Source organism: Kitasatospora sp. NPDC057965 (assembly GCF_042887135.1).
Lineage (GTDB): Bacteria > Actinomycetota > Actinomycetes > Streptomycetales > Streptomycetaceae > Kitasatospora.
Genome location: NZ_JBHVPZ010000009.1, coordinates 40,395 through 53,892, shown reverse-complemented (window position 1 = coordinate 53,892; position 13,498 = coordinate 40,395). Strand labels below are relative to the sequence as shown.

Here is a 13,498-nt window from a genome sequence, read left to right as displayed (position 1 = left end):
GGAACACGGAGGCCGACACCATGCACGCCACCGCCACCCACTTCACCGACCGCACCGAGGCGGGCCGCCGACTGGCCGCCCTGCTGGGCCACCTGCGCGGCCCCGGCACCGTGGTGGTGGCCCTGCCGCGCGGCGGGGTCCCGGTGGCCGCCGAGGTGGCCGCCGCGCTCGGCGCGCCGCTGGACATCTGCGTGATCCGCAAGCTGGGCGTCCCGTACCAGCCGGAGCTGGGCATGGGGGCGATCGGCGAGGACGGGGTGCGGGTGATCAACGAGCACGTGCTGCGGCCCGCCGGGGTGACGCCGGAGCAGCTGGCCGCCGTGGAGGCGCGCGAGCGGACCGAGCTGGAGCGCCGGGCGCACCGCTACCGGGGCGGCCGCCCGCCGGTCGACCTGCACGGGCGGACGGTGGTCGTGGTCGACGACGGCATCGCCACCGGCTCGACCGCCCGGGCGGCCTGCCTGATCGTGCGGGCGCGCGGCGCGGCGCGGGTGGTGCTCGCCGTGCCGGTGGCGCCGCCGGACTGGACGCAGCGGCTGAGCGGCGTGGCCGACGAGCTGGTCAGCGTCGGCACGCCGTCGCCCTTCTTCGCGATCGGCGAGTTCTACGCGGACTTCTCGCAGACCGAGGACACCGAGGTGCTGCGCCATCTGGCCGCGGCCCGTGCCGCAGGGCCGGACGAGCACGGGACGACGGCCGGACCCGACGGCGTCCCGGCATCCGACGACGTCCCCGCGTCCGACGACGTCCCGGCGTCCGACCGCGAGCTGACGCTGCCCGCCACCGGTGTGGGGCTGACCGGCCGGCTGACCGTCCCGGCCGGCGCCCGCGGCATCGTGGTGTTCGCGCACGGCAGCGGCAGCAGCCGCCACAGTCCGCGCAACCGCCATGTGGCCGAGGGCCTCAACCGCGCCGGGCTGGCCACCTTCCTGTTCGACCTGCTCACCGAGGACGAGGAGGAGGACCGGCGCAACGTCTTCGACGTCGACCTGCTGGGCGCCCGGCTGACCGACGTGGCCCGCGCGCTGCCCGCCGAACAGGCCCGCCCGGCCGGGGGGCCGTTCCTGCCGCTCGGCCTGTTCGGCGCGAGCACCGGGGCCGCCGCCGCGCTGTGGACGGCCGCCCGGCTCGGCGACGGCGTGGGCGCGGTGGTCTCCCGGGGCGGACGGCCGGACCTCGCCGGGGCGGACGCGCTGGGCGCCGTGCTCGCGCCGACGCTGCTGATCGTCGGCGGCCGGGACGGTGCGGTGATCGACCTGAACCGGCGGGCGCGCGAGCGGCTGCGCTGCGAGAGTGAGCTGGTGGTCGTCCCGCACGCCGGCCACCTGTTCGAGGAGCCCGGCACGCTGGACCGCGTCACCGAGCTGGCCCGCGACTGGTTCGGCGCCCACCTCGCCCGCTGCGCGCCCCCCGCCTGACCGCGCCCGGCTCCGTCCGTCCCCCGTCCCTCCCACCACCGCCGAACCCACCCCTCGGACCACCGAACCCGCCCTGACCAGCGCACACGCCCGTTCGGGTCCGATACGCAGAACTCGTGAAACATCCCGAATCCACCATGCATTCTGCACAGCGCGACCAGCGATTTCCTGATCACCTTGTACACATTGAACAGTGAAAACCCGATCTGTTGCCCAACCCGCCCGACTGGAGCAAGCTCAGCGCTCAGCCGCCCGCATCCGCCCTCACCCCAACCCCGCGGAGCGGCCGCCTCAAGCGGATGCCTCAATGCCGAGGCCTCAATGTGGAGGAACGACCGATGACCCCGCAGTCCCACGCCCTTGAGCTGACCCCCGAGGAGCGCGAGGCCGGTCTCGACGCCGAGCAGCTGCGCCGCCTCGTCGGCCTCGTCGAGCACGACCCCGCCACCGACCCGTTCCCGGTCACCGCGCAGGACGCCGTCGTGTTCGTGGTCGGCAACGCCACCCAGACGGCCCAGTTCTACCAGGCCGTCTTCGGCATGGAGCTGGTCGCCTACTCCGGCCCGGAGACCGGCCGCCGCGACCGCAAGGCCTTCGTGCTGCGCTCCGGCTCCTGCCGCTTCGTGATCAAGGGCGGCGTCTCCCCCGACAGCCCGCTGCTGGACCACCACCGCCGCCACGGCGACGGCGTCGTCGACCTGGCCCTGGAGGTCCCGGACGTCGACAAGTGCATCGCGCACGCCCGCGCCCAGGGCGCCACCGTCCTGGAGGAGCCGAACGACGTCTCCGACGAGAACGGCACCGTGCGCCGCGCCGCCATCGCCACCTACGGCGAGACCCGCCACACCCTGGTCGACCGCTCCCGCTACACCGGTCCGTACCTGCCCGGCTACATCACCGCGAAGAGCAAGGTGCAGCACCCCGAGGGCTCGCCGCGCCGCCTGTTCCAGGCCCTGGACCACGCGGTCGGCAACGTCGAGCTCGGCAAGATGGACGAGTGGGTCACCTTCTACAACAAGGTCATGGGCTTCGTGAACATGGCCGAGTTCGTGGGCGACGACATCGCCACCGACTACTCCGCGCTGATGTCCAAGGTCGTCGCCAGCGGCAACCACCGGGTGAAGTTCCCGCTCAACGAGCCGGCCGTCGCCAAGAAGAAGTCGCAGATCGACGAGTACCTGGAGTTCTACACCGGTGCGGGCTGCCAGCACATGGCGCTGGCCACCAACGACATCCTCACCACCGTCGACGTGCTGCGCTCGCGCGGCGTCGAGTTCCTGAACACCCCGGACTCGTACTACGACGACCCCGAGCTGCGCGAGCGGATCGGCAAGGTCCGGGTGCCGATCGAGGAGCTGAAGAGCCGCGGCATCCTGGTCGACCGCGACGAGGACGGCTACCTGCTGCAGATCTTCACCAAGCCGATCGGCGACCGCCCGACCGTCTTCTACGAGTTCATCGAGCGGCATGGCTCGCTCGGTTTCGGGAAGGGCAACTTCAAGGCGCTGTTCGAGGCCATCGAGCGCGAGCAGGAGCGCCGCGGCAACCTCTGAGGCCGACCCGCCCCGGAGGCCGCCGGTCTCCGGGGCGCGCGGCCACCGCTGAAGCCGTAGGAAGCGCTGGGCCACAGGAAGGTCCGGGAGGAGCAGGGACGATGGCGTACTACCGGCAGCTGGGCAGCATCCCGCCCAAGCGGCACACGCAGCACCGCACACCCGAAGGCGGGCTGTACTACGAGGAGTTGATGGGCGAGGAGGGCTTCTCCTCGGACTCCTCGCTGCTCTACCACCGGGGCATCCCCTCGGCCGTCGTGAACGCCGTGCCGTGGGAGCTGCCCGACCAGTCGACGGTGCCCAACCACCCCCTGCTCCCCCGCCACCTCAAGCTGCACGAGCTGTTCGCCGGCCAGGAGTGGAAGTCCGCGGACGTCGTCGCCGGGCGCCGGCTCGTCCTCGGCAACGGCGACGTGCGGATCTCCTACGTCGCCGCCGGGGCGCCGAGCGAGCTGTACCGCAACGGGCTCGGCGACGAGTGCGTGTACGTGGAGTCCGGCTCCGCCGCCGTGGAGACGGTCTTCGGCTCGCTGGAGGTCGGCCAGGGCGACTACGTGGTCATCCCCCGGGCGACCACCCACCGCTGGGTGCCCGCCGGCGACGAGCCGCTGCGCGCCTACTGCATCGAGGCGAACAGCCACATCACCCCGGTCAAGCGCTACCTCTCCAAGTACGGCCAGCTGCTGGAGCACGCCCCGTACTGCGAGCGGGACCTGCGCGGCCCGTCCGGCCCGCTGCTGGTGGACGGCGTGGACGTCGACGTGCTGGTCAAGCACCGTGGCCCGAACGGCATTTCGGGTACCCGGTACACCGTGCCGCACCACCCGTTCGACGTGGTCGGCTGGGACGGCTGCCTGTACCCGTACGCGTTCAACATCCGGGACTTCGAACCGATCACCGGGCGGATTCACCAGCCGCCGCCGGCCCACCAGGTGTTCGAGGGCAACGGGTTCGTGATCTGCAACTTCGTCCCCCGCAAGGTGGACTACCACCCGCTGTCGATCCCGGTGCCGTACTACCACGCCAACGTGGACAGCGACGAGGTCATGTTCTACTGCGGCGGCGACTACGCGGCGCGCAAGGGCTCGGGCATCGGCCAGGGCTCGATCTCGCTGCACCCGGGCGGCCACACCCACGGCCCGCAGCCGGGCGCCTACGAGCGGTCCATCGGCGTGGAGTTCTTCGACGAGCTCGCCGTCATGGTGGACACCTTCCGCCCGCTGGAGCTGGGCGAGGGCGGCCGTGCCTCCGAGGACGCCAACTACGCCTGGACGTGGTCCGGTCGGGGGCCGCAGCAGTGAGCACCGCCCCCGTCCCCGCCGCCGCTTCCGCCGTCCCCCCGCTGTTCCAGGGGCTGTTCGACGACGCGGCGGTCTTCCCGCCCGGGAACCTGCCGGTCGCCGACGCGGTGCCCGCGCACCGCGCGCACCGCACCGCCTGGTACGCCGACGCGGTCGGCCCGCTGCTCTGCGGAGCCGGCCGGCTGGGCGAGTTGGCGGCCGCGGCGCATGGCCCCGGCCCCGCCCTCCGGGTCGGGCTGGTGCTGCCGGGGGGCAGCGCCGAGCTCGGCCCGGCCCTCACCGCCGCCGCGCCGTTCGAGGTGGCCGGCGTCGAACTCGCCACCCGGGACGCCAGCGAGGCCGTCGCCGCGCTCGACCTGCTGCTGCCGCCGGACGTGCCGGCCGCCGTCGAGCTGCCGCGCGAACTGCTGCGCGGCGACGGGCTGGACGAGGTGCTGGACGTGCTGGTCGACAGCCCGTACCGGGCCAAGTTCCGCACCGGCGGGGTGGTCGCCGGCGCCTTCCCGGACGAGCGGGAGCTGGCCGGATTCCTCACCGGGTGCGCGCAGCGCGGCCTGCCGTACAAGTGCACCGCCGGGCTGCACCACGCCGTCCGGCACACCGACCCGGTGACCGGCTTCGAGCACCACGGCTTCCTGAACGTGCTGCTGGCCGCGCAGGAGACCGATCCGGCCGCGGCCGCCGAGGTGCTCGCCGAGCGCTCCGGCGAGGTGCTCGCCAAGGCCGCGCACACCTTGAGTGACCGTCAGGTGACGGTGATCCGCAACTCGTTCACCGCGTTCGGCACCTGTAGCATCGCCGAGCCCCTGGACGACCTGGCCGCCCTCGGCCTGCTGTCGTCCGCCCCGACGCCCCAGGAGGACCGTTGACCACCCCCCGCAGCTGGCTCGCGCCCGCGAACGACTCGCCGTTCGGCGTGCACAACCTGCCGTACGGCGTCTTCACGGCCGGCGACCGGCCGGGGCGGCGGCGGATCGGCGTGCGCGTCGGCGACTTCGTCCTGGACGCCGGCGCCGCCGCCCGCGCCGCCGGGGAACCGTCCCTCCTCCTCGACGCCGACTCGCTCAACCCGCTGCTGGCCGCCGGCCGCCCGGTGTGGACCGAGGTGCGCGCCGCGCTCACCCGCTGGCTGACCGAGGAGTCCCACCGGGACGCCCTCACCCCGCTGCTGCTGCCGCTCGCCGAGGTCGAGCTGCACCTGCCGTTCGAGGTCGCCGACTACGTCGACTTCTACGCCTCCGAGCACCACGCCACCAACCTGGGCCGGATCCTCCGCCCCGGCTCCGAGCCGCTCACCCCCAACTGGAAGCACCTGCCGATCGGTTACCACGGCCGCTCCGGCACCGTGGTGGTCTCCGGCACCCCGGTGGTCCGCCCGCACGGGCAGCGCAAGGCCCCGGCGGACGCCGTGCCGTCCTTCGGCCCGACCCGCCGGCTGGACATCGAGGCCGAGGTCGGCTTTGTCGTCGGCGCGCCCAGCGCCATGGGCGAGCCCGTCACCCTGGACCGCTTCCGCGAGCACGTCTTCGGCGTCTGCCTGGTCAACGACTGGTCCGCGCGCGACATCCAGGGCTGGGAGTACGTGCCGCTCGGCCCGTTCCTCGGCAAGTCCTTCGCCACCTCCGTCTCCCCGTGGATCGTGCCGCTGGACGCCCTGGAGCACGCCCGCGTCACCCCGCCGGCCCGCGACGTCGAGCCGCTCCCCTACCTCGACGACCGCGGCGGCGAGCCCTGGGGCCTGGACCTCGCGATGGAGATCCGCCTCAACGGCCACCCGGTCTCCCGCCCGCCGTTCGCCTCGATGTACTGGACGGCCGCCCAGCAGCTCACCCACATGACCGTCAACGGCGCCTCGCTGCGCACCGGCGACCTGTTCGCCTCCGGCACGGTCAGCGGCCCCGAGCCCGAGACCCGCGGCGCGCTCATCGAGCTCACCTGGAACGGCGAGAACCCGCTCAAGCTCCCGGACGGCTCGACCCGCGCCTTCCTGGAGAACGACGACGAGGTGACCATCACCGCCACCGCCCCCGGCCCCGACGGCACCGTCATCGGCTTCGGCGAGGTCACCGGCCGCATCGTCCCCTGAGCCCCCGCGCCTCCCGGCCCCCGCCGCCCTCGCGGCACCTGAGGCCCGCGCGACACCCCTGAACCACTTTCCCCCGCCGGACGAAGGGCGGCCCCGGTTTCACCACCGGAGCCGCCCTTCGTGCTCTCCGGACACCGCCACTCGGTGCTTGCGGCCGGGCCCGGGGCCGAAGGTACGGTGACGGCGAGGATCTTGACGACTTTCTCGGGCCGGTCGACGACGAACGGGAGTGGGGACGATGGGTGACGACGTGCGGGTGTGGCGGGACGGCGCGGTCGGGCGGATCGTGCTCGACCGGCCGCGGGCGCTCAACTCGTTGACGCACGGCATGGTCGTGGACGTGCGGGCCGCGCTGGAGGAGTGGGCCGCGGACGACGCGGTGCGGGTGGTGGTGCTGACCGGGGCCGGGGAGCGCGGGCTCTGCGCGGGCGCGGACATCCGGGCGATACACGACGACGCGAAGGCCGGCGGGGCCGGCACGCGCGCGTTCTTCCGCGACGAGTACCGGCTGAACGCGCTGATCGCGCGCTACCCGAAGCCGTACGTCGCGGTGATGGACGGCATCACCATGGGCGGCGGCGTCGGGCTCTCCGCCCACGGGTCGGTGCGGATCGTCACCGAGCGTTCGGTGGTGGCCATGCCGGAGACCCGGATCGGCCTGGTGCCGGACGTCGGCGGCAGCCGTCTGCTGGCCCGCGCGCCCGGCGAGTTGGGCACCCACCTGGGGTTGACCGCCGCCTCGATGACCGCCGGGGACGCGTTGCTGTGCGGGTTCGCCGACCACTTCGTGCCGTCGGCGAGCCTGCCCGCCCTGCTGGCCGACCTCGCCGACGGGCCGGTGGCGGACGTGGTGGCCCGGTACACCGAGCAGGCCCCGGCCGCGCCGCTCGCCGAGCAGCGCGGGTGGATCGACGCCTGCTACGCGGCCGACTCCGTGGAGGAGATCGTGGCCCGGCTGACGGCCGGCGGCGCCCCGGAGGCCAAGCAGGCCGCCGAGGAGCTGGCCGAGCGGTCGCCGACGATGCTCAAGGTCACGCTCGCCGCCCTGCGCCGGGCCCGGGCCCACGGCTCGCTGGAGGAGAGCCTGGTCCAGGAGTACCGGGTGTCCTGCGCCGCGCTCGCCCACCACGATCTGGTGGAGGGCATCCGCGCGCAGGTGGTCGACAAGGACCGCGACCCGCACTGGTCCCCGGCCGCGCTCGCCGGGGTCGAGGAGCGGAGTGTGGCCGCCTTCTTCGAGCCCCCGACCGACGGTGACCTGCGCCTCGGCTGACCTAGGGCCGCCCGGTGAGCGGGTGACGACCGTCTCGCGGACCGAGACTGGCGCGAGGCGGGCCGCTTCGGAGATCGTTGGCTCGTCAGAGCGCGCAATCGAATGGGAGTCAACGGCGATGACCGAGACCTACGAGACGATCCTGGTGGACCGCAAGGGCCGGGTCGGCCTGATCACCCTCAACCGGCCGGAGGCGCTCAACGCGCTCAACACCCGGCTGATGAACGAGGTCGTGGCCGCCGCCACCGCGTTCGACCGGGACCCGGAGATCGGCTGTCTGGTGATCACCGGCTCGGCGAAGGCCTTCGCGGCGGGCGCCGACATCAAGGAGATGCAGGACAACCGGTTCCCGGACGTCTACCTGGACGACTGGCTGCGCCCGTGGGACCGCCTCGGCGAGCTGCGCAAGCCGATCGTCGCGGCGGTGGCCGGCTTCGCGCTGGGCGGCGGCTGCGAGCTGGCGATGCTCTGCGACATCCTGATCGCCGCGGACACCGCGCGGTTCGGCCAGCCGGAGATCAAGCTCGGCGTCATCCCGGGCATCGGCGGCTCGCAGCGCCTCACCCGGGCGGTCGGCAAGGCGAAGGCGATGGAACTGTGCCTGACCGGCCGGATGATGGGCGCCGAGGAGGCCGAGCGCGCCGGCCTGGTCTCCCGCATCGTCCCCGCCGACGACCTGCTCGCCGAGGCCCTCGCCACCGCCGAGAAGGTCGCCGAGATGTCCACCTCGGCGGCGATCATGATGAAGGAGAGCGTCAACCGCGCCTTCGAGACCACCCTCGCCGAGGGCGTCCGCTTCGAGCGCCGCCTCTTCCACGCCGCCTTCGCCACCGCCGACCAGAAGGAGGGCATGGCGGCCTTCGCCGAGAAGCGCCCGGCGGTCTTCAACCACCGCTGACCCGGCTTGCCCGGAAGGCCCCTTCGTCCCGGACCGTCGGAGAACGAAGGGGCCTTCCTGGCTATGTCCCTTCTGTCAACGCGAGCGGCTGAGGAGCAGCACGGCGGTGGTGACGAGGTGCAGGAGCGCTGCCGCCGACACCCCGTAGGCCGCCCAGACCCGCTCGCGGTCAGTGTCGGGCGGGGAACGGTCGCCGTCGTCGGAGCCGTCGTCCGGCGGGGTGGTCACGCTCGGCTCCGGAGGTCGCGGAGGACAACGGTGACCTCGGCGTGGTCGGCGGGGCTGTGGTGCTCGTAGAGGGCGGCGGCGTGGCGGAGCAGCGTGATCGCGTCACCGGTGCGCCCGCGCTCCCGGTCGATGTCGGCGAGCCACACCAGGGTGCGGGCCTCCCAGAGCCGCGCGTCCTGCTCGCGGAAGCCGTCCAGGGCGGAGACGAGGACCGGTCGGGCGTCCGTGCCGCGGCCGTCGGTGGCGAGGATCCGGCCGCGCCAGGCGCGGGCCTTGGAGGAGTTGAGCGGATCGCCGGTGGCCAGGAGGCCCCGTTCGGCGACGGAGAGCCGGTCGAGGACGGTGGCGGCGTCCTCGCCGAGGACGGCGTCCGTGAGGGCCAGTTCGAGGTGGGCGAGGGCTGCGCCACGGGGGCGGCCGAGGTCGAGGTAGAGCGTCCGCGCGCGGCTGAAGTGCTGACGGGCGAGGGCGTGCGCGGCGGCCTGGCGGTAGGCCGCGCCGAGGTCGTGGTTGTGCTGGGCGATTCCGGCCCGGTCGTTGGTCTGCCGGGCGGTGGCGAGAGCCTGGTGGCAGTCGGCCAGCGCGTCGGGGACGCGGTTCAGCGCGCGGAGGACGGTCGCACGGCCGCCGAGGAGTTCGCGGTACAGGCGTCGTCCGGTGTCGGTGGCCGGGGTGCCGAGGGCGGTGAGCGCGGCGAGCGCGCGGTCGTGGTGGTCGAGCCACTCCCGGTAGTGCCGGGCGCGGAGGTAGTGGGGCCAGGCGGCGAACACGAGGTGGGGGACGATCGCCGGGTGGTGGGTTTCGGCGGCGGTGAGCGCGGCGTCGAGGTGGGGGCCGCGGATGCGGAGAAAGTCCAGCGCCTGGATGGGTGTCGTGATCCCGACGCGGTGCGGCGGGGGGAAGGAAAGGGGTGCGGCGAGCGGGTCGCGGTACGGGACGGCCAGGCGGGCTGCCTCCATGGTTTCGGCAGTCAGCCAGTCGAGGGCGCGTCGGACGGCCTGGCTTTCGTCCTCCTCTTCGGCGGCGCGGGCTGCCGCGTGTGCGCGGACTCCCGAGGACACGAACTCCCATCGCCCGGTGTCGGTGCTCGGGGCGACGAGTAGCTGCGCCTGGGCGAGGCTGCTGAACGCGGCTTCGGTGGTGGCTGGGTCGAGGCGGGCTGCGGCACCGGCCATCGCGAAGTCGACCGTGGTGTCGGCGCTCGGCAGCAGCCCGGCGATCCGGTAGACGCGGGCAGCGGTGGCGTCGAGGGCGGCGTAGGTGCCGGTGAGGGCGGTGGACACGATGCTCTCCGTACGGGGCTCGGGGAGGACGGTGGGGACGCCGACGGCCAGCCGGGCACCGGCCAGGGCGAGTGCCTGCGGTATGCCCTGGCAGGCCTCCGTGAGTTCGGCGATCCGGTGGTGAGGGAGTGCCCTGCCGGCGACGCTGAGGAGGAGCTGCCCGGCGGCATCGGCGGGCAGGGGCCCGAGCCGGTGGTGGTGCGTCCCGGCGGCCAGCAGTTCCGGCAAGGGCCGGCGAGCGGTGATGATCACGAGGCCGCAGGCGGACGGAAGCAAGCGTTCGGCCTGCACGGCGGTAGCCACGTCGTCCAGCAGTACCGCTACACGCCGCCCAGCGGTCAGGCTCCGGTACAGGTCGTGCGCCTCGTCGGCGTCGGTGGGCACGCCAACGCCCAGGGCCCGGAGCCAGCGAGCGATAATCGCGTCCGGCCTCGTAGGGCCGGACGCGCTGCTGCCACCGAGGTCGGCGTGGAGGTGCGGGCCGGGGGTGTTCTGGCCGTGGAGGAGGTCGACGGCCAAGGCGGTCTTGCCCATCCCCTCGGGCCCGGTGATGAGAACGGGCAGAGGCTCCTCGGTGGAGAGGAGCGCGGAAAGGCGCGCCCGCGCCTCGACCCGATCCGCCAGCGGCCTCCGACGGGGAAGCAGCCGCGGCACCGGCGGGGACGGCGGTGCGGGCAGGGTGATGCCTCCGGCGATCGTCCCGGCCTGCACGACGATCTGGGCGTGCGAGTCGGTGACTGCGTTGCTGATCAAGGGTTGTTACATCCTCGTCAGACCGCAAGCCGTGTGGCGTCCAGAAGAAGTGAGTCGTCCTCGACGGCGAGGTGTGGGCAGATCACGGCCCACACCCGCTTTCCGCGGTGGTGGGGCTCGTAGCCACCCGCTTCAGCGTATGCACTGATGAGCCGAAGGCCACGTCCGGACTCGTCGCCAGACCCGACATCGCGCGCCACCGGGACATCGGTGGTGCCGTCCATGACCGTGACGACGACACGGTCGCCGTCCAGCCACATTTCCACGTCGATCAGCCCGAGGCGGGGACGACCGTGGCGGGCAGCGTTGGTCACCAGCTCCGTGAGGACGAGGAGCACAGCGAACGACTGGTCGCCGTCCGGGTCGAGTCCCCAAGCCTGGAGGACGTCGGCGACGTTGGCCCGCAGACCGGTAGCGGCGGCTCGCGCGTGGTCGACCGACCACGTGGCCTTCTGAACGCCGTACGGGGCTTGCGGGCAGGGTCGCATCTCGAGGTTACGGGCGACACCCTGCGGTTCCACCGCATTGGATCGGACGGAGTGCGGCACTGGAGCTCCTGTGGGGCGACGGAGGCGATGGCAGCGGCCGGCCCTGCAGGGGAATGCGGGCCCGGCACTGTCAGCCGCCCGGCATTCCAATGGCCAACCGTGTGGCGTTCCTGGCGACTGCGTTCCAGTCAACGGGCGTCAACGCCATTTGGGCAGGGTGGTTTTCCGGCTGTGGGCTCGCAGCGCACCGGAGATTTTGGTGTGCTCTTTGCCAATCCGCCTGCGCACGACGCCACAAAAGCGCTACTTTGCGTTCATGGGCGATAACGCTGTGCTTCGCAAGCGATTGGTGGAACTCGGCATGAGCCACACCGAGCTGGCGCATCGCGTGAATCGACACATCGAGAAGGTCACTGGCCGATACGGCAGTTGCAGTCAGCGCACCGTGCGGGACTGGCTCAGCGGCAGAACGGCATGGCCTCACCAGAGGCAACGCGCTTCGCTGGAGGCAGTATTCGACTGTACGGCCCAAGAGCTCGGCTTCACCCCCAGGGGTGCGAAGCGCCCCGATCCGCAATCGGAGGAAGACGTGAGACGTCGAACCTTCATCGCATCCGGGCCGGCTGCCGCGGCAGCATCCGCGTTCCCGACCTCCGACACTCGGACCACGCTTGGCTCATCCGACGTCCTACGGCTGCGAGCGAGTCTGGAGACGCTCCACTCCCTCGACGATCACCAAGGCGGCCACGCCGCGCTGGAACGTGCCGCCCTCGCCCGCGCCGGGCAGGTGCTCGACGCGCTCCGCAACGGCAGCGCCACCGAGCGAGTGCGCCGCCGCCTCTTCAGCGTCGCCGCCGACTTCACCGCCGTAGCATCCTGGTCATGCATCGACGCCCGCGCGCTCGACGACGCGCAGCGGCACCTCGACGCCTGCATGCGGCTCGCCGGTCTCGCCCAGGACTCGACCGCTCAGTTCAGAGCATGGAACTTGATCGCGATGCTCAGCAATCAGCGAGGCCGCCACGCTGACGCCATCGCCGCTGCCCATGCCGCTCGGGTCACGGGCATCACTCGCCGTGACCCGATGTTCTCCTCTCTCGCGCACGCCCGCACAGCCATCGGGCATTCGAACACCGGTGAGCGTCAAGCAGCGGTCCGTTCCCTCGGGCTCGCCAATGAAGCACTCTCCCGAGCCCGCCATGAATCCCGGCCGGCCTGGGTGGCGTTCTACGGCCCTGCCGAACTCCACGCGCTCACCGCGATCGTCCACGACCGGCTCAGCGAGAACCAGCAAGCTGAAGGCGCGTCCCATCAAGCACTCGCCGTGCTTCCGAACCAGTTCCGCAGGAACCGGTCCCTCATCACCGCCCGCCTCGCCCTCGCCCAGCTTCGCCAAGGCGACTTGGAGCTGGCTACCGCGACCGCGTCCACCGTCTTCGACCTCATGGACGGTGCCCCGCTACCGGGCCGCCTACGAACCCTCCTCGGTGACTTCCATCGGGACCTGCTGACCCTTTCTGCGAACGGCAGGGCTGCGAGAGAGTGGGGCGACCGCTACCGGATCGAATGGAGCCGAACATGATCCAGCTGCGTCACTACCAGAGTCCCACGTTGCCCGAAGGCTTCCGGCAGCTACTCCTCGACGTCCATGCGGACTCCTACGCAGCAGAGTTGGTGGCAGACGAATTCGTACAGCGCTTCCCATGGTTCGTCGACCACTGGACGAGCCTGGACGGCTTCACTTGCGTGGTCGCGTACGACGGCGACGAACCGGTCGGCTTCGCGTACGGGGCACCGCTGACCGCCGGCCGGGAGTGGTGGCGCGAGCACATCGTCAACCCTCCGGAGCGGTATGCCACCTTCGGGCTCTCCGAGCTGATGATCCGCCCGGCCTGGCGCGGGAAGGGAATGTCCGCCCAACTCCAGTCCGCGTTGATCGACGACCGGCCCGAGGACCTGGCCGTACTCCTCGTCGACCCCGACCACCCCAAGGTGCAGAGGCTGTACGAGTCCTGGGGCTACAGCCAGGTCGGCTTCCGGCAACCCTTCCCGGACTCGCCCCGCTTCGCCGTCATGGTCCGCACGCTCCGATGAGAGCGCCTGGCTCAACCTACGCTCCGTTGCGAGGGTCGCCGCTCGGCATGGCGATCAAGACCGTCTCGCGTACTTCATCAACACCGCTCCAGCTTTCGCTACGCAATTCGCCTCGCCGAGGCG

Annotated in this window: 12 protein-coding genes; 9 read left to right on the top strand and 3 right to left on the bottom strand. The window is 72.3% G+C overall.

Annotated features, from left to right (window positions below; translation table 11 throughout):
- The first annotated feature begins 20 nt into the window (after positions 1-20).
- The 7 genes from ACFVVU_RS13705 to ACFVVU_RS13675 all read left to right on the top strand — a co-directional run bounded on the left by ACFVVU_RS13705 (position 21) and on the right by ACFVVU_RS13675 (position 8,529).
- On the top strand, positions 21-1,418 hold the full coding sequence (locus ACFVVU_RS13705) for a phosphoribosyltransferase family protein (RefSeq protein WP_387789880.1): 1,398 nt from the start codon (positions 21-23) through the stop codon (positions 1,416-1,418).
- A 338-nt stretch (positions 1,419-1,756) separates the two neighbouring features.
- Positions 1,757-2,971: a 4-hydroxyphenylpyruvate dioxygenase gene (gene hppD / locus ACFVVU_RS13700; RefSeq protein ID WP_380679489.1), complete on the top strand. Its 1,215-nt coding sequence runs from the start codon at positions 1,757-1,759 to the stop codon at positions 2,969-2,971.
- Between the two features lie 101 nt (positions 2,972-3,072).
- Positions 3,073-4,272 (top strand): homogentisate 1,2-dioxygenase, encoded by a 1,200-nt coding sequence (locus ACFVVU_RS13695; protein ID WP_387789877.1) that lies wholly within the window; start codon positions 3,073-3,075, stop codon positions 4,270-4,272.
- Positions 4,269-5,141: a hypothetical protein gene (locus ACFVVU_RS13690; RefSeq protein ID WP_387789876.1), complete on the top strand. Its 873-nt coding sequence runs from the start codon at positions 4,269-4,271 to the stop codon at positions 5,139-5,141. The genes ACFVVU_RS13695 and ACFVVU_RS13690 overlap by 4 nt, the downstream gene beginning before the upstream one ends.
- On the top strand, positions 5,138-6,358 hold the full coding sequence (gene fahA, locus ACFVVU_RS13685) for a fumarylacetoacetase (protein WP_380679480.1): 1,221 nt from the start codon (positions 5,138-5,140) through the stop codon (positions 6,356-6,358). Before ACFVVU_RS13690 ends, fahA begins: the two co-directional genes overlap by 4 nt.
- 238 nt (positions 6,359-6,596) lie before the next feature.
- Positions 6,597-7,631, top strand: a complete 1,035-nt coding sequence (locus tag ACFVVU_RS13680) for an enoyl-CoA hydratase/isomerase family protein (RefSeq protein WP_387789874.1) — start codon at positions 6,597-6,599, stop codon at positions 7,629-7,631.
- 118 nt (positions 7,632-7,749) lie between these two features.
- Positions 7,750-8,529 carry an enoyl-CoA hydratase gene (locus tag ACFVVU_RS13675; RefSeq protein ID WP_355362831.1) on the top strand — a complete coding sequence of 260 codons (780 nt, stop codon included), beginning with the start codon at positions 7,750-7,752 and terminating at the stop codon, positions 8,527-8,529.
- Positions 8,530-8,604: 75 nt separating this feature from the next.
- On the opposite strand, the gene ACFVVU_RS13670 is transcribed toward ACFVVU_RS13675, so the two are convergent.
- Genes ACFVVU_RS13670 through ACFVVU_RS13660 form a run of 3 tightly spaced genes read right to left on the bottom strand, consistent with a single transcriptional unit; the run spans position 8,605 to position 11,314 of the window.
- On the bottom strand, positions 8,605-8,757 hold the full coding sequence (locus ACFVVU_RS13670) for a hypothetical protein (protein ID WP_387789872.1): 153 nt from the start codon (positions 8,755-8,757) through the stop codon (positions 8,605-8,607).
- The gene (locus ACFVVU_RS13665) at positions 8,754-10,793 is read right to left on the bottom strand and encodes a hypothetical protein (protein WP_387789870.1); all 2,040 of its coding nucleotides are present in this window, start codon (positions 10,791-10,793) and stop codon (positions 8,754-8,756) included. The genes ACFVVU_RS13670 and ACFVVU_RS13665 overlap by 4 nt, the downstream gene beginning before the upstream one ends.
- Positions 10,794-10,810: 17 nt before the next feature.
- Positions 10,811-11,314, bottom strand: a complete 504-nt coding sequence (locus tag ACFVVU_RS13660) for an ATP-binding protein (protein WP_380679453.1) — start codon at positions 11,312-11,314, stop codon at positions 10,811-10,813.
- A gap of 235 nt (positions 11,315-11,549) precedes the next feature.
- Here ACFVVU_RS13660 and ACFVVU_RS13655 point away from each other — a divergent pair, with 235 nt between their 5' ends.
- On the top strand, positions 11,550-12,863 hold the full coding sequence (locus ACFVVU_RS13655) for an XRE family transcriptional regulator (protein ID WP_380679450.1): 1,314 nt from the start codon (positions 11,550-11,552) through the stop codon (positions 12,861-12,863).
- Positions 12,860-13,375: a GNAT family N-acetyltransferase gene (locus tag ACFVVU_RS13650; RefSeq protein WP_380679447.1), complete on the top strand. Its 516-nt coding sequence runs from the start codon at positions 12,860-12,862 to the stop codon at positions 13,373-13,375. Before ACFVVU_RS13655 ends, ACFVVU_RS13650 begins: the two co-directional genes overlap by 4 nt.
- The last annotated feature ends 123 nt before the right edge of the window (positions 13,376-13,498 follow it).